The organism is Pseudomonas sp. GW821-FHT09A09 (assembly GCF_059418405.1).
Window position 1 is genome coordinate 51,068 of sequence record NZ_JBWKPU010000011.1, and the last position, 20,282, is coordinate 71,349.

Annotated in this window: 23 protein-coding genes and 1 riboswitch; of the genes, 10 read left to right on the top strand and 13 right to left on the bottom strand. The window is 61.1% G+C overall.

Annotation, left to right across the window (positions count from 1 at the left end; genetic code table 11):
* Positions 1 to 50: 50 nt before the first annotated feature.
* The 3 genes from AC07OV_RS11865 to AC07OV_RS11875 all read left to right on the top strand — a co-directional run bounded on the left by AC07OV_RS11865 (position 51) and on the right by AC07OV_RS11875 (position 2,890).
* Positions 51 to 1,016 carry a 2-hydroxyacid dehydrogenase gene (locus AC07OV_RS11865; RefSeq protein ID WP_494997198.1) on the top strand — a complete coding sequence of 322 codons (966 nt, stop codon included), beginning with the start codon at positions 51 to 53 and terminating at the stop codon, positions 1,014 to 1,016.
* Positions 1,017 to 1,046: 30 nt separating this feature from the next.
* Positions 1,047 to 2,045: a methyltransferase gene (locus AC07OV_RS11870; RefSeq protein WP_495092293.1), complete on the top strand. Its 999-nt coding sequence runs from the start codon at positions 1,047 to 1,049 to the stop codon at positions 2,043 to 2,045.
* Positions 2,046 to 2,095: 50 nt separating this feature from the next.
* A riboswitch (yybP-ykoY riboswitch) is annotated at positions 2,096 to 2,217 on the top strand.
* Between the two features lie 88 nt (positions 2,218 to 2,305).
* Positions 2,306 to 2,890: a TMEM165/GDT1 family protein gene (locus AC07OV_RS11875; RefSeq protein ID WP_101266603.1), complete on the top strand. Its 585-nt coding sequence runs from the start codon at positions 2,306 to 2,308 to the stop codon at positions 2,888 to 2,890.
* Between the two features lie 147 nt (positions 2,891 to 3,037).
* On the opposite strand, the gene AC07OV_RS11880 is transcribed toward AC07OV_RS11875, so the two are convergent.
* On the bottom strand, positions 3,038 to 3,856 hold the full coding sequence (locus AC07OV_RS11880) for a M48 family metallopeptidase (RefSeq protein WP_494999174.1): 819 nt from the start codon (positions 3,854 to 3,856) through the stop codon (positions 3,038 to 3,040).
* Between the two features lie 228 nt (positions 3,857 to 4,084).
* Here AC07OV_RS11880 and AC07OV_RS11885 point away from each other — a divergent pair, with 228 nt between their 5' ends.
* Positions 4,085 to 6,223: a methyl-accepting chemotaxis protein gene (locus AC07OV_RS11885; RefSeq protein ID WP_495092294.1), complete on the top strand. Its 2,139-nt coding sequence runs from the start codon at positions 4,085 to 4,087 to the stop codon at positions 6,221 to 6,223.
* A 116-nt stretch (positions 6,224 to 6,339) separates the two neighbouring features.
* Here the strand turns inward: AC07OV_RS11885 and AC07OV_RS11890 are convergent, their stop codons facing one another.
* The 3 genes from AC07OV_RS11890 to AC07OV_RS11900 are packed head-to-tail and all read right to left on the bottom strand — an operon-like array spanning position 6,340 to position 7,452.
* Positions 6,340 to 6,960 carry an SOS response-associated peptidase gene (locus tag AC07OV_RS11890; protein ID WP_176995057.1) on the bottom strand — a complete coding sequence of 207 codons (621 nt, stop codon included), beginning with the start codon at positions 6,958 to 6,960 and terminating at the stop codon, positions 6,340 to 6,342.
* 37 nt (positions 6,961 to 6,997) lie between these two features.
* Positions 6,998 to 7,258 (bottom strand): putative signal transducing protein, encoded by a 261-nt coding sequence (locus tag AC07OV_RS11895; protein WP_178922731.1) that lies wholly within the window; start codon positions 7,256 to 7,258, stop codon positions 6,998 to 7,000.
* 11 nt (positions 7,259 to 7,269) lie between these two features.
* Entirely contained in the window at positions 7,270 to 7,452 is a 183-nt protein-coding gene (locus AC07OV_RS11900) for a CPXCG motif-containing cysteine-rich protein (protein WP_494999176.1), read from the bottom strand.
* A gap of 132 nt (positions 7,453 to 7,584) precedes the next feature.
* On the opposite strand from AC07OV_RS11900, the gene AC07OV_RS11905 reads away from it, so the two are divergent.
* Positions 7,585 to 8,748, top strand: coding sequence for a 1-acyl-sn-glycerol-3-phosphate acyltransferase (locus AC07OV_RS11905; RefSeq protein ID WP_176995060.1), 1,164 nt, complete (start codon positions 7,585 to 7,587; stop codon positions 8,746 to 8,748).
* A gap of 118 nt (positions 8,749 to 8,866) precedes the next feature.
* Here AC07OV_RS11905 and AC07OV_RS11910 read toward each other — a convergent pair whose 3' ends face one another.
* Positions 8,867 to 9,124, bottom strand: coding sequence for a hypothetical protein (locus AC07OV_RS11910; RefSeq protein ID WP_176995061.1), 258 nt, complete (start codon positions 9,122 to 9,124; stop codon positions 8,867 to 8,869).
* 182 nt (positions 9,125 to 9,306) lie between these two features.
* On the opposite strand from AC07OV_RS11910, the gene AC07OV_RS11915 reads away from it, so the two are divergent.
* Positions 9,307 to 9,516: a hypothetical protein gene (locus AC07OV_RS11915; protein ID WP_176995062.1), complete on the top strand. Its 210-nt coding sequence runs from the start codon at positions 9,307 to 9,309 to the stop codon at positions 9,514 to 9,516.
* A gap of 57 nt (positions 9,517 to 9,573) precedes the next feature.
* On the opposite strand, the gene AC07OV_RS11920 is transcribed toward AC07OV_RS11915, so the two are convergent.
* Complete coding sequence (locus AC07OV_RS11920; RefSeq protein WP_176995063.1) at positions 9,574 to 10,161, bottom strand: YajG family lipoprotein; 588 nt, start codon at positions 10,159 to 10,161, stop codon at positions 9,574 to 9,576.
* 182 nt (positions 10,162 to 10,343) lie between these two features.
* On the opposite strand from AC07OV_RS11920, the gene AC07OV_RS11925 reads away from it, so the two are divergent.
* Entirely contained in the window at positions 10,344 to 10,577 is a 234-nt protein-coding gene (locus tag AC07OV_RS11925; protein ID WP_176995064.1) for a hypothetical protein, read from the top strand.
* 728 nt (positions 10,578 to 11,305) lie between these two features.
* Positions 11,306 to 12,814, top strand: coding sequence for a malate dehydrogenase (quinone) (gene mqo / locus AC07OV_RS11930; RefSeq protein ID WP_494999177.1), 1,509 nt, complete (start codon positions 11,306 to 11,308; stop codon positions 12,812 to 12,814).
* Positions 12,815 to 12,883: 69 nt separating this feature from the next.
* On the opposite strand, the gene AC07OV_RS11935 is transcribed toward mqo, so the two are convergent.
* The 4 genes from AC07OV_RS11935 to AC07OV_RS11950 form a co-directional block, all read right to left on the bottom strand.
* Positions 12,884 to 13,171, bottom strand: a complete 288-nt coding sequence (locus AC07OV_RS11935; RefSeq protein WP_495092295.1) for a PA4642 family protein — start codon at positions 13,169 to 13,171, stop codon at positions 12,884 to 12,886.
* Between the two features lie 191 nt (positions 13,172 to 13,362).
* On the bottom strand, positions 13,363 to 13,848 hold the full coding sequence (locus tag AC07OV_RS11940; protein WP_495092296.1) for a hypothetical protein: 486 nt from the start codon (positions 13,846 to 13,848) through the stop codon (positions 13,363 to 13,365).
* A gap of 35 nt (positions 13,849 to 13,883) precedes the next feature.
* Positions 13,884 to 14,351: a WbuC family cupin fold metalloprotein gene (locus AC07OV_RS11945; protein ID WP_495092297.1), complete on the bottom strand. Its 468-nt coding sequence runs from the start codon at positions 14,349 to 14,351 to the stop codon at positions 13,884 to 13,886.
* Between the two features lie 3 nt (positions 14,352 to 14,354).
* On the bottom strand, positions 14,355 to 14,912 hold the full coding sequence (locus AC07OV_RS11950) for a hypoxanthine-guanine phosphoribosyltransferase (RefSeq protein ID WP_176995068.1): 558 nt from the start codon (positions 14,910 to 14,912) through the stop codon (positions 14,355 to 14,357).
* 164 nt (positions 14,913 to 15,076) lie between these two features.
* On the opposite strand from AC07OV_RS11950, the gene upp reads away from it, so the two are divergent.
* Complete coding sequence (gene upp, locus AC07OV_RS11955; protein ID WP_105520868.1) at positions 15,077 to 15,715, top strand: uracil phosphoribosyltransferase; 639 nt, start codon at positions 15,077 to 15,079, stop codon at positions 15,713 to 15,715.
* A 2-nt stretch (positions 15,716 to 15,717) separates the two neighbouring features.
* Positions 15,718 to 16,992, top strand: a complete 1,275-nt coding sequence (locus AC07OV_RS11960; RefSeq protein ID WP_176995069.1) for a uracil-xanthine permease family protein — start codon at positions 15,718 to 15,720, stop codon at positions 16,990 to 16,992.
* Between the two features lie 126 nt (positions 16,993 to 17,118).
* Here the strand turns inward: AC07OV_RS11960 and hisC are convergent, their stop codons facing one another.
* The 3 genes from hisC to hisG all read right to left on the bottom strand — a co-directional run bounded on the left by hisC (position 17,119) and on the right by hisG (position 20,261).
* Positions 17,119 to 18,171, bottom strand: coding sequence for a histidinol-phosphate transaminase (gene hisC / locus AC07OV_RS11965; protein WP_494996568.1), 1,053 nt, complete (start codon positions 18,169 to 18,171; stop codon positions 17,119 to 17,121).
* Between the two features lie 3 nt (positions 18,172 to 18,174).
* Positions 18,175 to 19,497, bottom strand: a complete 1,323-nt coding sequence (gene hisD / locus AC07OV_RS11970) for a histidinol dehydrogenase (RefSeq protein WP_176995071.1) — start codon at positions 19,495 to 19,497, stop codon at positions 18,175 to 18,177.
* 128 nt (positions 19,498 to 19,625) lie between these two features.
* The gene (gene hisG / locus AC07OV_RS11975) at positions 19,626 to 20,261 is read right to left on the bottom strand and encodes an ATP phosphoribosyltransferase (protein ID WP_003188599.1); all 636 of its coding nucleotides are present in this window, start codon (positions 20,259 to 20,261) and stop codon (positions 19,626 to 19,628) included.
* Between the last annotated feature and the right edge of the window lie 21 nt (positions 20,262 to 20,282).

Sequence of the window (20,282 nt, forward strand, 5' to 3'; positions counted from 1 at the left end):
ATAGGCTCCGGAGATTACGCCTTCAAACCCTGTCGCAAAAGGTACAGTTGATGACGAACAATCGCCGTGCGGTCTTCCTTGATCACCCTTCCCTGGACCTGGGGGACCTTGACCTCAGCGAGCTGCGAGACAGCTTCAGCGAATTGCAGCTGTACACCGGCACCACCCCGCAGAACGTGGTTGAACGGGTGCAGGGCGCCCACGTCGTCATCAGCAACAAGATCGCCCTCAGCACCGAAACCCTGGCGGCCTGCCCGGAACTCAAACTGATTCTGGTGTCGGCCACCGGCACCAATAACGTCGACCTCGACGCCGCCCGTGCCCATGGCATCACCGTGAGCAATTGCCAGGGCTACGGCACGCCGTCGGTGGCGCAGCACACGATCATGCTGTTGCTCAACCTGGCCACGCGTTTGAAGGACTATCAACGGGATGTCAGCGCCGGCAAGTGGCAACAAGCCAAGCAGTTCTGCCTGCTGGACCACCCGATTGTCGAGCTGGAAGGCAAGACCCTCGGCCTGCTCGGCCACGGCGAGTTGGGCGGCGCGGTAGCGCGCCTGGCTGAGGCCTTCGGCATGCGCGTGCTGCTCGGTGCGATTCCGGGGCGCCCTGCCCGCGCCGATCGCGTGCCGTTGGATGAGCTGCTAGCCCAAGTGGACGCATTGACACTGCACTGCCCGCTCAACGAACACACCCGCGACTTTATCGGTGCCCGTGAACTGGCGTTGCTCAAGCCTGGCGCGTTTGTGGTCAATACCGCACGCGGCGGCTTGATCAACGAACAAGCGCTGGCCGATGCGTTGCGCAGCGGTCACCTGGGCGGCGCGGCCACCGATGTGCTGAGCGTGGAGCCGCCGGTCAACGGCAACCCACTGCTGGCCGGCGACATTCCTCGGTTGATCGTCACCCCGCACAACGCCTGGGGCAGTCGCGAAGCACGCCAGCGCATCGTCGGCCAACTGGCGGAAAACGCCCGGGGCTTTTTCAGCGGCGCACCGTTGCGCGTCGTGAGTTGATAAACTGCGCCCCTTTTCAAGGAGCAGACCATGGATCCGCGCAGTGAAGTACTGCTTCGTCAGGCCGAACTTTTTCAAGGCAACCTGCTGCTGGTCGGGTTGCCTGCCGACGACTTGCTCGGCCGCCTGCCCAACGCCCACGGCTGGAGCTGGCACGCGGGCGACCAGGCTGCCCTGGACGCACGCTTCCCCGAGCGCAGCCACTTCGGCGTGAACGTGCCCGAGCGTGCGTTCGATGCCGCCGTGATCTTCCTGCCCAAATCCAAGGACCTCACCGACTACCTGCTCAACGCCGTGGCCGCACGCCTGCCCGGTGCCGAGCTGTTTCTGGTGGGGGAGAAAAAGGCCGGCATCGAAAGTGCCGCCAAACAGATGATCCCCTTTGGCAAGCCGCGCAAGCTGGATAACGCGCGGCACTGCCAGTTGTGGCAAGTCACCGTGGCCAATGCCCCGCACGCGGTGGAGCTGGAAAGCCTGGCCCAGGTGTTCGACGTGCCGCTGGCCGAAGGCCCCCTCAAAGTGGTCAGCCTGCCCGGCGTGTTCAGCCACGGGCGCCTGGATCGCGGCACCGAATTGCTGTTGGAGCATTTGGACAAGCTGCCCAGCGGCCACCTGCTGGACTTCGGTTGCGGCGCCGGCGTGCTGGGGGCTGCGGTCAAACGTCGCTACCCGCACAACAGCGTGACCCTGCTCGACGTGGATGCCTTCGCCGCCGCCAGCAGCCGCCTGACGCTGGCTGCCAATGGTCTGGAAGCCGAAGTGCTGACCGGTGACGGAATCGACGCCGCGCCGATGGGTTTGAACGCGATTTTGAGCAACCCGCCGTTCCATGTCGGGGTGCACACGGATTATTTCGCCACGGAAAACCTGCTGCGAAAAGCGGCGAAACACCTGGCAAAAGGCGGCGAACTTCGCCTGGTTGCCAACAGCTTCCTCAAGTACCAACCCCTGATCGAAGAGCATCTGGGCGTGTGCGCAATCAAGGCCGAAGGCAATGGTTTCCGCATTTACCGTGCCAAGCGCGGCTGACAAGCGTTTGAAAAAGAAGGCTTGCCGAATGGGTTTTGCCTAGGCAGAATCCGCTCCGTCCTAGGGGAGTAGTCTCCCACGAGCGCCACGCTCGTCCGGCATACGTCAACATACTTGGTCAGCAGACCATGGCGTATGCGACCCAGGAGTCCGCACAGACGGACCGGGGTTTGACAAGACCTATGACACGCACACCTTACCCGGGGCGGGAAGGCTGTACGTGTCATAGCCGTGTCGACCCGCCCCTGGAAACCTACCTGATGCTGGATTCATTACTCGTACCTACCGCAATCGTTGCCTTGGCCGAAATCGGCGACAAGACGCAACTGCTCGCGCTCATCCTTGCCGCACGCTTTCGCAAGCCCTGGCCGATCATCGCCGGCATCGTCGCCGCGACCCTGGCCAACCATGCGGCGGCCGGTGCCGTGGGAGCCTGGTTCGGCAGCTTCTTCTCGGATGCGGTGTTGCATTGGATCCTCGCGGCGAGTTTCTGCGCCACGGCCCTGTGGACCCTGGTGCCCGACAAACTCGACGACGACGAAGCCAGCACCACGCGCAAATTCGGGCCGTTCCTGACCACGCTGATTGCGTTCTTCCTGGCGGAAATCGGTGACAAGACGCAGATCGCCACGGTGATGCTGGCGGCGCAGTACCCGGAGTTGTGGCTGGTGATCATCGGCACCACCCTGGGCATGCTGATTGCCAACGTGCCGGTGGTATTGGCGGGGAATTTCGCGGCGGAAAAACTGCCATTGACCTTGATTCGTCGACTGGCAGCCACGGCGTTCTTCATCCTGGCCGTGGTGGCGGTGTACAAGGCCATGCAGAGCAGCGGCTGGATCTAGATCTGTAAACCCAATCCAATGTGGGAGCTGGCTTGCCTGCGATGCAGGCAACTCGGTCTAGCAGATGAACCGAGCCGATGCTATCGCAGCGGTGCGGCGATCCGACAAGCCAGCTCCCACATTTGGATCATCAGCGAACCTGGAGCATCAGGATTTTTTGGCCTGCTGATACAGCGGCATCACTTTTGGAATCGCGGCCTGCAACGACGCGATTCGGCTGTCGGAAGCCGGGTGTGTGCTCATGAACTCAGGAGGCGCACCCTCCGAAGCCTTGGCCATTTTGTTCCACAGCGTAATCGCTGCGTTCGGGTTGTAGCCGGCACGAGCGGACAACTCCAAACCAATCAAGTCAGCTTCGTTTTCATTGGCGCGACTGTTGGGCAAGGTCATGCCGTACTGAACGGCTGCATCACCGAGCGCCATGCTGTCCTGACCCAGGCCAAAGATCGCGGCGGCCCCCTGCTTGGCCATCTCGATACCGTATGCCTTGGACATGGCTTCACGGCTGTGTTCGCGCAAGGCGTGGGCGATTTCATGCCCCATTACCGCCGCCAACTCATCATCGGTCAGCTTGAGCGTTTCGATCAGCCCGCTATAGACAAAAATCTTGCCGCCCGGCCCGCAGTTGGCGTTGATCTCGTCACTCTTGATCAGGTTCACTTCCCATTGCCATTGCGCTGCATCTGGGCGGAAAGCCGGCACCTGGACAATCAAACGCTTGGCAATCGCCTGCACGCGCTTGGCATTGGCACTGGTCTTGTCGACAACGCCCTTGCCACTGGCCTCGGTCAAGGTCTTTTGGTAGGACTGCGCGTACATCTGGTCGACTTCCTGGCTCGACAACATGCTGTACATATATTGCTTGCGCTCAACACCCACCGCGCCGCCGCTGGTGGTGTTGACCGCCTGGCAACCCGCCATGAGCAACGCCGTAACCAACCCACTTACCGCCCAAGACTTCTTCATGAACACGCTCCCTGAAAACATGCCGCGTATCGTAGGCGGTCAATTGTATCGGCGCCAGATACACCAGACGTGTAACCGCTGAATTTCGGATACATCCCACACGCCCACTGCGGCAGCGAAAGTCTCATTTGCGACACCCCGCACTATTTTGTAGGACAAGCCTTAAGCCTCCCGACCCCGTGGCCGATACAAAAAAGCAGCCAATCTCCCCCTGCGTCCGGAGCGTTCATGAAATTCAAGTCGATTCAGTTTTCTGTCGCGGCACTGACCGGGGCCATCGTGCTGAGTGTGGTCGCAGTGCTGGTGCTCTATGCCTTGTTTGCCGGCGCACGCACCCAGGAGATGGTGCAGGAACGCACCCAGGCGCAGTTCGAGCAAATCATCGAGCAACGCCTCACCACCCTGGCGCAAACCCAGGCCACGCTGATCCAGCGTGAGTTGGAAGCCCCCCTGGTGACTGCCAAGGGCCTGGCCACCACCAACGCTCTGCTCGGCATGAAAGACGCCAAGGGCGAGCCAGCCCTGCAGATCGGCCGCGAACAGCTGATCGGCCTGCTGCATGAAACCGTGGTGCGCAACCCGAAAATCCTCGGTGCCTACATCGGCTGGGAACCCAACGCGATCGACCACAATGACGCCGCCTACATCAACAGCCCCATCGTCGGCATGGCCGCTGACGGCCGCTTCCTGCCCTGGTGGTATCGCAACGCCGATGGCAGCCTGGGCCTGGACAAGCTGGCCGACGTCAACGACCAGAACATCCTCTCCACCGGCGTGCGCGCCAGTGAGTACTACCTGTGCTCCAAGGAAACCAGGAAGCCCTGCGCCATCGACCCTGCCCCTTATAAAGTGGGCAACGCCATGGTGATGCTGGCCTCGTTTATCGAACCGATCATGATCGACGGCACCTTCCAGGGCATCGTCGGTGCCGACCTGTCGGTGAACTTTATCCAGGAAATGCTCACCCGCGCCGACCAGAACCTCTACAACGGCGCTGGCGAACTGGCCCTGATCTCCAGCAACGGGCGCCTGGTGGCTTACACCAAGGACGCCAGCAAGCTCGGTGAAAAAGCCACCGACCTGCTCGACAGCAACGAACTGGCCAACCTCAGCCAATTGAAAGTCGGCGAAGTGCGCTACGACATCGACAAGGAACACGGACACATCGAGCTGTTCCTGCCGTTCAATATTGGCCAGGCAGAAGCCCGCTGGACCCTGATGCTGCAACTGCCGCTCAGTGCGGTGATGGCCGACTCGCAAAAACTGCAAAGCGACCTGCAAGCCCAACGCAAGACTGACACCTTCGGCATGGCCATGGTCGGCCTGCTGATCGCCGGCATCGGCTTGCTGGTGATCTGGCTGGTGGGCCACGGTATCGCCCGCCCGCTCAAACAAATGGTGGCCATGCTCAACGACATCGCCCAGGGCGAAGGTGACCTGACCCGCCGCCTGACCAGCGATCGCGCCGATGAACTGGGCGCGATTGCCAGCGGCTTCAATACCTTCCTGATCAAGCTGCAGGGCATGATCACCCAGGTGGTGAGTTCGGTGCAGAAGGTCAGCGACTCGTCGGAGCACACCGCCGACATCGCGATTCGCACCAACCAGGGCGTGCATAAACAGATGGTGGAGATCGACCAGGTCGCGACCGCTGTGCATGAGATGACCGCCACTGCGCAGGACGTAGCGCGCAACGCCACCCAGGCCGCTCAGGCCGCCAGCCATGCCGACCAGGCGGCGAGCCAGGGCATGCGCATCGTGCGCGACACCTCCACCTCCATCGGCGCCCTCGCCGAGGAAATCGGCAAGGCCGTAGGCGTGGTGCAAACCCTGGCCAAGGACAGCGAGAACATCAACGCCATCCTCACTGCGATCCGCGGGATTGCCGAGCAGACCAACCTGCTGGCGCTCAACGCCGCCATCGAGGCGGCGCGGGCCGGCGAGCAGGGCCGTGGTTTTGCCGTAGTGGCTGATGAAGTGCGCAACCTGGCGCAGAAAACCCAGAAGGCCACCGAAGAAATCCAGACCATGATCCAGCAGCTGCAACAGGGCACGCGGGACGTGGTGCGGGTGATGGAAGACAGCCAGAACCGTACCGATGAAAGCGTGCAACACGCGGCCAAGGCGGCCGAGGCGCTGGAGACGATTACTCAGGCGGTGTCGGTGATCAACGACATGAACACCCAGATCGCCAGCGCGGCCGAGGAGCAAAGCGCAGTGGCCGAAGACATCAACCGCAACGTGATCAATATCGGCCAGGTGGCCAATGAAGTGGCGGGCGGCGCGGATGAGTCCAGTGCGGCCAGTGCGGATTTGACCAAGTTGGCGGAGCAGCAGCGGCGGCTGATCAACCAGTTCAAGGTCTGAGATTTGCGGCGATCTTGAGCGCCCTATCGCAGGCAAGCCAGCTCCCACATTTGAATGTGTTCACACATCAAGTGTGGGAGCTGGCTTGCCTGCGATGAGGCCAGTGGAGTCGACCGCTAGGCCGGGGTCAGGCACTCCGGCCCGTTGAGCTTGGGATCATTAACCATATTGGCCAATACCCGCTCGCGCAATGCGAAGGGCTCACTGGCCAGCAACGCTTGCAAGGCATGCAACGGCGTTTCCGGATTCAACCAGGCCTCCTGCCCCGCCGCATCCAGGATCAGCGGCCGCCGCTGACTCTGTGCCGCCTGCGTCACCACCGCGGTGCTCAGCCACACTTGCTCCTGCACCGGATAGGCTTCCCAGATCGCCGCAAAAAACAGCGTGGACCCCTCCCCCGGCGTCAGCCAATACGGGCGCTTGCGCTGGGTGCCGCGCCACTCGTAGAAGCCATTGGCGGGCAACAGGCAACGGCGCTGGCGAAAGGCCTCGCGAAACATCGGCTGCTCGGCCAGGGTTTCGGCGCGTGCGTGGGCGGGCGTGCGGGAAAGGTCCGTCAGCCAAGGCGGCGTGAGCCCCCAGCGCGCACGGGCCAAGGTGCGCTGGCCGTCGGTGGCGCGCTGGATCAGCACCGAATCATTCGGGGAAATGTTCCACTGGGCTTGCTGGTCGGCTGGAAAGCCCGGCAAGGCAGCAAAGGCAGGGTTCCAGCGAAACAGTGCATAACGTCCACACATGGGGCAACACGACTCTTGGGGTAAACCGAGTGACAGCCTAACAGACCAGCACGTCGGGGAAGCTGTCGGGTTCATCACCGGGCATGGGTTGGGCGCCGATATAGGCGGTGATCAACTCGCGCGCGTAGACGGCGCGGTCGTTGTCCACTTCCAGGCCCAGCAGCCCGAAAATCGGCAGTTCACCGGTGCCGCCGAGCAAATGGCGGCCCACCAGGTGCGCCTCGATGCCCTCGCTGGCGAGCATCTGCTGCAGCAGCTCGCCCTCCATCAGGTTTTCCGGTTCGTAGATTCGCTGCATGGGCGTACCTGTCAGTCGTTTTCAGTACGGGTTTCAAGCATCCACTCATCCCCGTGGACCTGCAGATTAAAAACGATCGGCTTGCAACACACCTGGCAGTCCTCTATGTAGGTCTGATCCCCTCCGGACAGGTCCACCGTTGTATCAACCGCTTCACCACAATAAGGACAATCGTACGTCGCGTTTTCCAGCATCGCAGCCTCCAAGGTGACTTGTGCGTATAATCGCCGGTCTATTTACAGGGCTATTTTCGGCCGAGCCCATTACTCGGGCCGCACCCTGGTATTTCCTTTACTTACCCTAGCCGTTTCTAACAAGAGAGCATGATGGGCGAATTCGATACCATCCGACCTTACAACGACAGCGAAGTCCCGGCAGTGCTGGCACGTCTGTTCAGTGACAAGGCCTTTCTGGACATCCTGACCCACTTCCGCTTCCCGCGCTTTGCCGGCGCCCTGGGCTGGCTGCTCAAGCCGATGATCGCCCGCAAACTGCGCCGTGAGTTCGCCGGCGTCACCACCGTGGCCACGCTGCAGGACAAAGTCGAGTATTACGTCGACCACACCATCGACCGTGCGACCGACGGCGTGACCTACACCGGGGTCGAGCAGCTCAAGTCGGGCACCGCCTACCTGTTCCTCGCCAACCACCGCGACATCGTGATGGACCCGGCCTTCGTCAACTACGCCGTGTACCACGCCGGCCTGCCGACGCCGCGCATCGCCATTGGCGACAACCTGCTGCAAAAGCCGTTTGTCAGCGACCTGATGCGCCTGAACAAAAGCTTCATCGTGCACCGCTCGATCACCGGGCGAAAGGAGAAGATGGCGGCTTACCAATTGCTGTCGGCCTACATCAACCATTCGATCCGCAACGACGGTGCGTCGATCTGGATCGCCCAGGCCGAAGGCCGTGCCAAGGATGGGGATGATCGCACTGAGTCGGCGATCCTCAAGATGTTCCACGTCAGCCGCAAGGACGAGCCGTTTGCCGAGGTGATCCAATCGCTGAACCTGACGCCGGTGTCCATCAGCTACGAATATGACCCGTGTGATTCAGCCAAGGCCCGCGAGCTGTACATCCGCGCCACCACCGGCACCTACAGCAAGGCCCCGGGCGAAGACGACGTGAGCATTGCGCTGGGCATCACCGGCTACAAGGGCCGCGTGCACGTGAACTTCGCACCGCCGATCACCGAGCGCTTCGAAGACACCAAGTTGCTGGCGGTGGAAATGGACCGCCAGATTCTCGGCGGTTATCGGTTGTTCCCGGTGCATTACCTGGCTTACGCACAGTGGAGCGACGCCGACCCGCAATTGCAGGTGCCGACGGCAGCCGAGGTATTCCCGGCGGATGAACTGGCCAAGGCCAAGGCGGAATGGGAGCGACGCTTGAACGAGTGCCCGGCCGAGCACCGGCCGTTCCTGGTGGTGCAATATGCAACGCCCGTGCGCAATCAGTATCGGGTGAAGGCGGGGATCCCTCTGTAAACACCGATTCAAACTGTGGGAGCTGGCTTGCCTGCGATTCAGGCGCCTCGGTGCATCAGTGGCTCCGAGGCGATGCCATCGCAGGCAAGCCAGCTCCCACAGTTGTTTTGCAGTGTTCTTACAGGCGGGTGCTGATCCAGGAAACGGCCAGCGCCAGGCCCAGGCAGGCGAACCCGATGCGGTAAGCCAACCGATGCGCCCGTTCGGTGCGCACATCCAGAAACAGCATGGGCTGGTCGATCGCGCGATCTTCGCTTTGGGCGGTCAGGTCGGCCATCGCTCGCTGCTCGCGCAGGCGGGTAATAAACAACAGCGCGGCAGCCGGGCAGGCCACCAACAAGGCAACAGCATTGATCAACAGTGCGGGCAGCGCCATCGCAAACCTCGGTGAATCAGTATCCAGGTATCAGTTCAGATACAAACCTGAACGATAGTCGCCTCCTGCGCCTACCCGCTCCGTCCCCCATTAACGGCTAATGTATCCAGTAATTTACATCGTCACCTGAACGTCACCTTAACAAGCCACTCTGTTGCCCTTCGAACGTTCGGGAGCTCGTCATGCTGCACGCGCAAAACCAGGATCGGCTGTATCTGATTGCTCAAAGCGATGAGCAGGAAGCACTCGTCGGCGGCCTCGCCTTCAACGTTCAAGACCGTCATTGGCTGGTGTATTGCGCGCTCGGCGGGCACCAGCATGCCGACCTGCCGGAGCAGGACCTGCTCACTGGCGTGAGTGTGCTGGACTTTTATGTCGAAACGGCTGCATGAAGGCTACAGGCGTAAAAAAACCGGGCTCATCACTGAGCCCGGTTTTTTTATAAGCGGTTACTGCGAGCTGAGCAGTTGGCCGATGCTTGGGTCTTTGAACAGGCGGGTCAAGGCGTCACTCAGCACATCGCTGACCAGCTTGGTGTTGGTTTCCTGGTTCGGCGCCATGCCAAAACGCTGGTTCAGGGACGCACCGTAACGGCCGCTGTAGCGGCGGGTGCCGGCGGTGACGTCGGATTTGAAGGTGGCGCCAATGGACGCTTCGGTGACGTACAGGCCTTCTTTAGGCGACTGGTACTTCAGCTCGGCCAGGGTGATGGTCAGCTGCGGCGCACCCGGCGCATTGGGGCTTGGCGTGAAGCCCAGCAGGCGTACGGCGGCTTCCGCCTGAGCCTGAAGCTTGGGCAGTACGTCCTGGGCATTCACAGAAACCAAAGCGGTTTCAGGGTACAAGCCACCGCGCGAACCAAGGGTAGGCGACGGACGGCCATCGACCACACGCACCGACACCGGCTGACCATGCCCGACAGGCGCCAACTGCGAGGTCACTTTCGGCTCTGGGCTGAGTTGTTGCGGGCTGTTGGCGCAGCCAACCAGGGTCAAACTGGTCACAGTGATCAAACCGAACAACAGGCGTTGCAACATACTCATTTCTCCAGGACTAGGCGCAAACAGGCCAGCAGTATAACGGTGCTCGCACGCCACTCACCAGCCATCCTGAACGGCAGCTGAAGCCGGGTTGAAATTACAATTTTGCATAAATCCGTCATTTCAATGTCATGGCACACTGGCAACCTTCGAGCATGTAACGAAATAGGTACAAAGCCATGCGCCTTCTCAAATCGCTGTTCATGCCCAACGCCCGTCATCGCCACTATGCCTTGCTTGACGTGCACGGCCATTGCCTGGCGTTCAAACAGTGCAGCCAGCCTCCCGTCGGCGAAGGCTGGGTGGAAGTGGCAGAGACCCACCTGGGCTGGATGCACCGTCCGCTGCCGGCCAGCGCCCGGGTGAATTCGATGGCGACGCACGGGCACCCGCGTCACGCGCTGGCTTCCTGACCAAAGCCTTAATAAAAGTCATAAAACACGCCCATTTCCCTAGCGTTCTTCGCTACAATCTCCCCCCGATTATAAGGACGTCTCCTGATCGGGCCTCGCAGCATCGTTAATGCCTCGGTATTAACTCCCCAATCGCCCACAGAGAGCCGCCCACACAGATCGAATAGAGCTGGCGTGCTTGCTGCTTTCGTTGCAAACCACCCCTCTTTATATCGCATCTGCCAGAGCTGCCATTGCGCTCGGCCACTTGTGTTGTTTGCCCGTTTTTGCCGCGTGTCGGCAAGGTAACCGGGCCAGGTGCCAGGCTGGGGCAGCCCTTTTTTGAGGTTCACGTCTTCAAAAGAGCGTGAAAAAAACGGGTTTTCACAACTTCACAAGAGTGTGGCGAGCAAATGAATAGTTTGGCGTTTGTACAAGCATCATCAGCGTCTGGAACAGCCCAACCACACAGGACCGAGCACGCCTCAACAACCGGAGCTTGAGCCTGTCCGCTACGGATTGGTTGCACGAATCACACGCTTTGACCATAAGTCGAATTGCCACAGGCGCCCATGAATGCGTTCATAGGCAAATTAGCCCGGCAGGAAGCGTGTGCTGAAGGTGCAAAGAATTGCGAATCGGACATGGCGATCCTGGCCATGGGTAACCTGGGGCAACACGTGAACCGCCCCGTCACTCCTGGCAGCCATGCCGTCAATTTGGTGCTGCAGATTTTGGAGACGCGTTAAATGGCGCATAACGAAGCAGTCGACGTAGTACTGGTAGGGGCCGGCATCATGAGTGCCACCCTGGCCGTACTGCTCAAAGAGCTCGACCCCGGCCTCAAGCTGGAAGTCGTTGAGCTGATGGATTCGGGTGCCGCGGAGAGTTCCAACCCGTGGAACAACGCCGGTACCGGCCATGCCGGGCTGTGTGAGCTGAACTACACGCCGCAGGCCGCCGATGGTTCCATCGACATCAAGAAAGCCGTGCACATCAACACCCAGTTCGAGGTGTCGAAGCAGTTCTGGGCGTACCTGACCAAAAAGGGCACCTTTGGCTCGTCCAAGTCCTTTATCAGCCCGGTGCCACACCTGAGCTTCGTACAGGGCGACAAAGGCGTTTCCTTCCTCAAGAAGCGCTTTGAGACCCTCAGCCAGCACCACGCATTCTCGGACATGCACTACACCGAAGACCGCAGCGAGATGGCCGAGTGGATGCCCCTGATGATGCCGGGCCGCCCGCTCGACGAAAAAATCGCGGCCACCCGTGTGATGAATGGCACCGACGTGAACTTCGGCGCCCTGACCAACCAGCTGCTCAGCCACCTGACCAGCTCGCCAGACGCCCAGGTCAAGTACAGCAAGCGCGTGACCGGCCTCAAGCGCAACGGCGCCGGCTGGACCGTGAGCATCAAGGACGTCAACAGCGGCAACAGCCGTGAAGTGGACGCCAAGTTCGTGTTCCTCGGCGCCGGTGGCGCGGCCCTGCCTCTGCTGCAAGCGTCGGGTATCGAAGAAAGCAAAGGCTTTGGCGGCTTCCCGGTCAGCGGCCAGTGGCTGCGTTGCGACAACCCGGACGTGGTCAAGCACCACCAGGCCAAAGTCTACAGCCAGGCCGCCGTGGGTTCGCCGCCGATGTCCGTGCCGCACCTGGACACTCGCGTGGTCGATGGCAAGAAATCCCTGCTGTTCGGGCCCTACGCCGGTTTCACCACCAAGTTCCTCAAGCACGGTTCGTTCCTTGACCTGCCAATGTCGATCCGCGCCGGCAACATCGGCCCGATGCTGGCCGTGGCCCGTGACAACATGGACCTGACCAAGTACCTGGTCAGCGAAGTGCGTCAGTCGATGGAGCAGCGCCTGGAATCCCTGCGTCGCTTCTACCCAGAAGCCAAAGCCGAAGACTGGCGCCTGGAAGTGGCCGGCCAACGGGTGCAGATCATCAAGAAAGACCCGAAGAAAGGCGGCGTGCTGCAATTCGGCACCGAGCTGGTCGCGGCCAAGGACGGCTCGCTGGCCGCCCTGCTGGGCGCCTCTCCGGGTGCTTCGGTGACCGTTTCGATCATGCTGGAACTGATCGAGAAGTGCTTCCCGGCAAAAGCCGCGGGTGAGTGGGCAGCCAAGCTGCACGAGATCTTCCCGGCGCGGGAAAAAGTCCTCGAAACGGACGCCGAGCTGTATCGCAAGATCAACGCGCAGAACAACATCAGCCTGGAGCTGGTTGAGCCTGCCGCCGAGACCGAGAGCTACGCTTGAAGCGTTGACGCAATAAAAAACGCCCCGCTCTCTGCATGAGAACGGGGCGTTTTTTTATGCCTCGGATAATCAGCCGCGAGCGTTTTCGATCAGCTCGATGTACTCGTCCGCGTTGCGCTGGTCCTTGATCAGGTCGACGAAGGTCTGGCCATGCTCGTCCTTGCCATTGAGGTCCAGGCCCGCTTCCTTGAAGAAGCCCAGGAACCGCTCGAAATCGTCGATACGCAGGCCACGGTAGGCCTTGATCAGTTTGTGCAGGGACGGCGACGTCGCATCAACCGGTTCGAAGTCCAGGAACAATTTGATCTGGTCGTCGCCGATCTCGTCACCAATCACCTGTTTCTTATCTTTACGCATTACCGACTCCAGCCTGCAGACATTTACACGGGGCTTGAAGTCTACCTGCCGGACACCACCTTCGAAAACAACCAAACACACCTGTAGGAGCTGGCTTGCCGGCGATAGCGGTGGGTCAGTAACAAATGGGCCAGATGATCCGCCGCTATCGCTGGCAAGCCAGCTCCTACACTGACCGCTGCGTCGCTTGATTACTTGGCGCGAACAGCGCCGGTATGCAAGTCCGCCCAAACATGCCCATTGGCGTAGCTGAGGAATTGCACATACACCGTCTCATTGCGCAGCAAGTCGACAATCACCCGGTACTGGGCCACGGGGTAGGACAAGGTCAGGGTTTTGGTCTTGTCGTCGTAGGCCGGCTTTTTGAGGCTTTTGCTTTCGGCATCGAAATTGAGCACCACTTGGGCGATGGTCGCGCCCTTGTTCAGGGATTTACCCTTGAGGCGGATCATCAATGGCGACGTCACCGGAATCGGTTGCTGGGTGGATTGACGCTGGTTGCCGACGACAACCGCGTACTCGGTCACTTGCAGCAGTTGCTGCTGGTCGGCAGCCTCTGCGCGCAGAGTCAGGTCGTCGGGCGGCAAAAACTGGCTGTGCATCACCGCCGGCGCAGCCGCCAACGGCAGGCTGAGGGTCAGCGCCAGGGCGGCGCAAGTGCGTATCAACAGGCTCATGGGCCGCTCCAGAGAAGGTGGCCGAGCACTGTAGCTCAATCGAACTGGGCAAGCATCCAGCGTTGATACTCGGCCACGCCGGCATCGCCTTCACGAGGCGCCCACTCAGGCTGCTCGCCCTCGCCCACCGGCCGATAAGGACCGGCCTTGCATTCGAACATCACCGTGTTGGGCTCAAGCACCACCAGGCCATGGAAAACCCCGGGCGCAAGATCCACGCCGGAGCAGTCGCCACCGGCCCGCATCACGCGCTTGGCAATCACTTCGCCGGTTTCGCTGAACACCAGCAAACCCAGGCTGCCCTGAAGCACCAGCAACGTTTCTGCCTTGTCAGCACTCAGGTGCCGATGAGGTGGCACATAGGTGTTGGGTTGCAGCCCAACCGCCATGCGATGGCAGGGCTCTTCCATCTGGTGGAAGTTGTGATGGGTCCGGCCACGGGGGTTCGCGCCCGCTTTCTCGGCCAATTCGGCAAACAGCGTCTGATCAAGAAAGCGGGTCATGGCTTACATCCCTTTGACGGCGTAGATACCGTTGGCGTTGCGCCAGTAGCCTTTGTAGTCCATGCCGTAACCGAAGATGTAGCGATCGATGCAGGGCAGGCCCACGTAATCGGCTTTCAGGTCTGGGCGGGCCTTGCGGTCGTGGTCTTTATCGATCAGCACGGCGGTGTGCACTTTGCGCGCGCCGGCGTGTTTGCAGAAGTCGATGATCGCACCCAGGGTGTGACCTTCGTCGAGGATGTCATCGATGATCAGCACGTCACGGTCAATGAACGAAACTTCCGGCTTGGCTTTCCAGAACAGGTCGCCGCCACTGGTCTCGTTGCGATAACGGGTGGCGTGCAGGTAGGACGCTTCCAGCGGGAATTGCAGGTGGGTCAGCAATTTGCCGGCGAAAATCAGGCCGCCGTTCATCACGCAGAAGACCACCGGGTTGGTGTCGGCCATTTCGCGAGTAATGTGTGCGCCGACCTCGGCGATCGCTGCTTCGACTTGCGCTTCGGTGTACAGGCAGTCAGCCTCACGCATGATTTGACGGATATGCTCAAGATCAGCGGACATGGCGCTCTCCAAGGGGGTGCTGTGGCAAGAAAAGCGGGCGAAGGTACGCTTCTCGTGCGCTCCGAGCAAGCCTTAATGGACTAACGTACTAGATGTCTATAGGACAACACCCTCGGATAGATTAATCTAGGCCGGTTTTTTTGCCCGCCGCCGGAGCCTTTCCCATGCCCACTCGCGAGATCCGCCACCCGCTGATCCGACACAAACTCGGCCTTATGCGCCGCGCCGACATCAGCACGAAGAATTTCCGTGAGCTTGCTCAGGAAGTCGGAGCGTTGCTCACCTACGAAGCCACCAAGGATCTGCCCCTGGAAACCTACGAGATCCCCGGTTGGGCCGGTCCCGTCCAGGTCGAGAAGATCGCCGGTAAGAAAATCACCGTGGTGCCTATTTTGCGCGCCGGTATCGGCATGCTCGAAGGCGTCCTCAGCCTGATCCCAGGCGCCAAGGTCAGCGCCGTGGGCGTGGCCCGCAATGAAGAGACGCTGGAAGCACACACCTACTTGGAAAAACTCGTCCCAGAGATCGACGAGCGCCTGGCCATGATCATCGACCCGATGCTCGCCACCGGCAGTTCCATGGTTGCCACCATCGACCTGCTGAAAAAAGCCGGCTGCAAGGACATCCGTGCCATGGTGCTGGTCGCCGCGCCGGAAGGTATCGCCGCTGTCGAGAAAGCCCATCCGGACGTGCAGATCTACACCGCGTCCATTGATGAGCGTCTGAACGAGCACGGCTACATCATCCCGGGCCTGGGCGATGCCGGTGACAAGATCTTCGGCACCAAGCAGAAGGACGCGTGAGCATGCAGGATGAATTCAACGACCCGCTTTGGCGCCAGATCCTGTCTGGCGCACAAATGCTCTTTGTGGCATTTGGCGCGCTGGTGTTGATGCCGCTGATCACAGGTCTTGATCCAAACGTTGCACTGTTCACCGCCGGCCTGGGCACGTTGTTGTTCCAGGTGGTGACAGGCCGGCAGGTGCCGGTGTTCCTGGCATCGAGCTTTGCGTTCATCACGCCGATCATTCTCGCCAAGGGCCAGTTCGGCCTCGCCGCGACCATGGGCGGGGTGATGGCAGCCGGTTTCGTTTATACCTTCCTGGGCCTGGCGGTGAAGATCAAGGGCACCGGATTTATCGACCGGTTGCTGCCCCCTGTGGTCATCGGCCCGGTGATCATCTCCATTGGCCTGGCCATGGCACCGATTGCGGCCAATATGGCGATGGGCAAGGCCGGTGATGGCAGCGAGCTGATCCATTACCAGACGGCGATGATGATCTCGATGCCGGCGCTGCTGACCACGTTGATCGTGGCGGTGTTCGGCAAAGGCATTTTCCGCCTGGTGCCGATCATCTCCGGCGTGCTGGTCGGTTTTGCCATGTCGTTCTACTTTGGTGTGGTCGACACGGCAAAGATCGCCGCCGCGCCGTGGTTCGCCCTGCCCCACTTCACCGCGCCGGAATTCAACTGGCAGGCCATCCTGTTTATCGTCCCCGTGGCCCTGGCCCCGGCGATTGAACACATTGGTGGCGTGATTGCGGTGGGCAGCGTGACCGGTCGCGACTACCTGAAGAAACCCGGCCTGCATCGCACCCTGCTGGGTGACGGCATCGCCACCACGGCAGCCGGCCTGTTTGGCGGCCCGCCGAACACCACGTACGCCGAAGTGACCGGTGCAGTGATGCTGACCAAGAACTACAACCCGAAAATCATGACCTGGGCGGCCATCTTTGCCATCAGCCTGGCGTTTATCGGTAAGTTCGGCGCGTTGCTGCAGAGCATTCCCGTGCCAGTGATGGGCGGAATTCTGTGCCTGCTGTTCGGCTCGATTGCCGCGGTGGGGATGAACACGCTGATCCGCCACAAGATCGACCTGGGCGAAGCCCGCAACCTGGTGATTGTGTCGGTGACGCTGGTGTTCGGGATTGGCGGTGTGCTGGTTGGCACCGGCACCGGCCCGGATGATTTCGGCCTCAAGGGCATTGCCCTGTGTGCGGTGGTGGCGATTGGTTTGAACCTGCTGCTGCCGGGCAATGATGGCTGGAAGAACAAGAAGTCGGATGAGCCGTTGATCTAACAGCTAAGACGCAAATCAGTGTGGGAGCTGGCTTGCCTGCGATAGCGGTGTAACAGTCGACATAGGTGTCGTTTGATACACCGCTATCGCAGGCAAGCCAGCTCCCACATTTTATTTCAGTGGTAGTTAGAGCTCGCCCAGGCCGTCGATCAGCGCTTGGTTCTGCTCCGGCGTACCGATGCTGATCCGCAGGAACTGGGCAATCCGCGCCTGCTTGAAGTGCCGCACGATCACACCCTGCTCACGCAACTTGGCCGCCAGGCCGGCCGCGTCGTGCTTGGGGTGACGGGCAAAGATGAAGTTGGCCGCCGACGGCAATACCTCAAACCCCTTGCCTTCCAGCTGCGCGACCACTTTGTTGCGGCTGTCGATCACCAGTTGGCACGTCTTCTCGAAATACTCACGGTCCTCGAACGCCGCCGCCGCGCCGACAATCGCCAGGCGATCCAGCGGGTAGGAGTTGAAGCTGTTCTTGACCCGCTCCAGCGCCTCGATCAGGTCCGGGTGGCCCACGGCCAGGCCCACGCGCAAACCGGCCAGTGAGCGCGATTTGGACAGGGTCTGGGTCACCAGCAGGTTCGGGTAACGATCCACCAGGCTGATCGCGGTTTCACCGCCGAAGTCGATATAGGCCTCATCGACCACCACCACCGAATCCGGGCTGGCCTTGAGGATCTGCTCCACCGCATCCAGCGCCAGCACGCAGCCCGTGGGCGCGTTCGGGTTGGGGAAGATGATCCCGCCGTTGGGCTTGGCGTAATCCGCTACCCGGATCTGGAACTGCTCATCCAACGGCACAGGGGCCGACTGGATGCCATACAGGCCGCAGTAGACCGGATAGAAGCTGTAGCTGATATCCGGGAACAGCAGCGGCAGATCGTGCTGGAGCAGGCCGTGAAAAATGTGCGCCAGGACTTCGTCGGAACCGTTGCCGAGGAACACCTTGCCGGCATCCACGCCGTAATACTTGGCCACGGCCTGCTTGAGCAGGTCGCTGTTGGGGTCCGGGTACAGGCGCAGGTTGTCGTTCAGCTCGGCCTGCATCGCGGCCAACGCCTTGGGCGATGGGCCGTAGGGGTTTTCATTGGTGTTGAGCTTGACCAGCTTGGTCAACTTCGGCTGCTCGCCGGGTACGTAAGGCACGAGGTCCTTGACGAAAGGGCTCCAGAATTTGCTCATGTCTCAGTTCCCCTTCTCTTCAAGGATGCGGTATTCGGCGCTGCGGGCGTGGGCACTCAGGGACTCACCGCGGGCCAGTACCGAAGCGGTCTTGCCCAGCTCGGAAGCGCCCTGCGGCGAGCAGAAGATGATCGACGAACGCTTCTGGAAGTCATACACGCCCAGCGGCGACGAGAAGCGTGCGGTGCCGGAGGTCGGCAGCACGTGGTTCGGGCCTGCGCAGTAGTCACCCAGGGCTTCGCTGGTGTGGCGGCCCATGAAGATTGCACCGGCGTGGCGAATCGACGGCAGCCAGGCTTGTGGGTCGGCCACGGACAGCTCAAGGTGTTCCGGCGCGATACGGTTGGCCACTTCGATGGCCTGTTCCATGTCACGCACCAGGATCAGCGCACCGCGGCCATTGATCGACTTCTCGATGATCTCGGCGCGCTCCATGGTCGGCATCAGCTTGTTGATGCTGGCGGCGACCTTGTCGAGGAACTCGGCATCCGGGCTGACCAGGATCGCCTGGGCGTCTTCGTCATGCTCAGCCTGGGAGAACAGGTCCATGGCGATCCAGTCCGGGTCGGTCTGGCCGTCGCATACCACGAGGATTTCCGACGGGCCGGCGATCATGTCGATACCGACCTGGCCGAACACATGGCGCTTGGCAGTGGCAACGTAGATGTTGCCAGGGCCGACCACCTTGTCGACCTTCGGCACGCTTTCGGTGCCATAGGCCAGGGCCGCGACGGCCTGTGCGCCACCGATGGTGAACACACGGTCGACACCGGCGATGCACGCCGCCGCCAGCACCAGCTCGTTGATTTCACCGCGCGGAGTTGGCACCACCATGACCACTTCGGTCACGCCAGCCACCTTGGCGGGAATGGCGTTCATCAGTACCGACGATGGGTAGGATGCTTTACCGCCTGGTACGTACAGGCCGGCACGGTCCAGCGGCGTGACCTTCTGGCCCAGCACAGTGCCGTCGGCTTCGGTGTAGCTCCAGGAATCCTGCTTTTGCTTCTCGTGGTAGCTGCGCACCCGCGCCGCCGCCACTTCCAGGGCTTCGCGCTGGGGCGCAGTGATGCGCGTCAGGGCCAGCTCCAGGCGTTCGCGGGGCAGGATCAGGTCGGCCATGGACTTGACGTCCAGGCCATCGAACTGACGGGTGAAATCCACCAGCGCCGCATCACCGCGCTCGCGCACGGCCTTGATGATGTCGAGCACCCGCCCGTTGACCGAATCGTCGGACACGCTTTCCCAGCTCAGCAGATGATCCAGATGATGGGCGAAATCCGGGTCGGCAGCGTTGAGTCGGGCAATTGCAGTGGACGTGGTCATAGCGAGGGCCTCAATAGAATTGGCAAAAACTCAGGCGCCCTAAACTAGCAGTCGTTTCCGCTTGGGCACCTGAGAATTCTGGCTATGAGGCGGATAGACGGGCGCAGCCTTTCAGCTACGCGGGTAAGTCAACCGCGGTGTCGCGACTCCACTGCCTTGCGCAGGGTGTCAATCAACGCCTGGATACGGGCGTGCTGCATCTTCATCGACGCTTTGTTGACGATCAGGCGGGAGCTGATGTCGGCGATGAAATCCTGAGGCTCCAGGCCATTGGCACGCAGGGTGTTGCCGGTGTCGACCACGTCGATGATCTTGTCGGCCAAGCCGATCAGCGGGGCCAGCTCCATCGAACCATAGAGCTTGATGATGTCGACCTGACGACCTTGCTCGGCGTAGTAGCGCTTGGCAACGTTGACGAACTTGGTCGCCACGCGCAGGCGGCCTTTAGGCTCAACGTCACCGACACGGCCGGCAGTCATCAGCTTGCACAGGGCAATTCGCAGGTCCAGAGGTTCATACAGGCCCTGGCCGCCGTATTCCATCAGCACGTCTTTACCGGCGACACCCAGGTCGGCCGCGCCATGCTCAACGTAGGTCGGCACGTCGGTAGCCCGCACGATCAACAGGCGAACGTCGTCCTGGGTCGTGGGGATGATCAGCTTGCGGCTCTTGTCCGGATTCTCGGTCGGCACGATGCCCGCTTCAGCCAGAAGCGGCAAAGTGTCGTCAAGGATGCGGCCCTTGGACAGTGCGATGGTCAACATGGGAAACGTCAGTCCTTCATC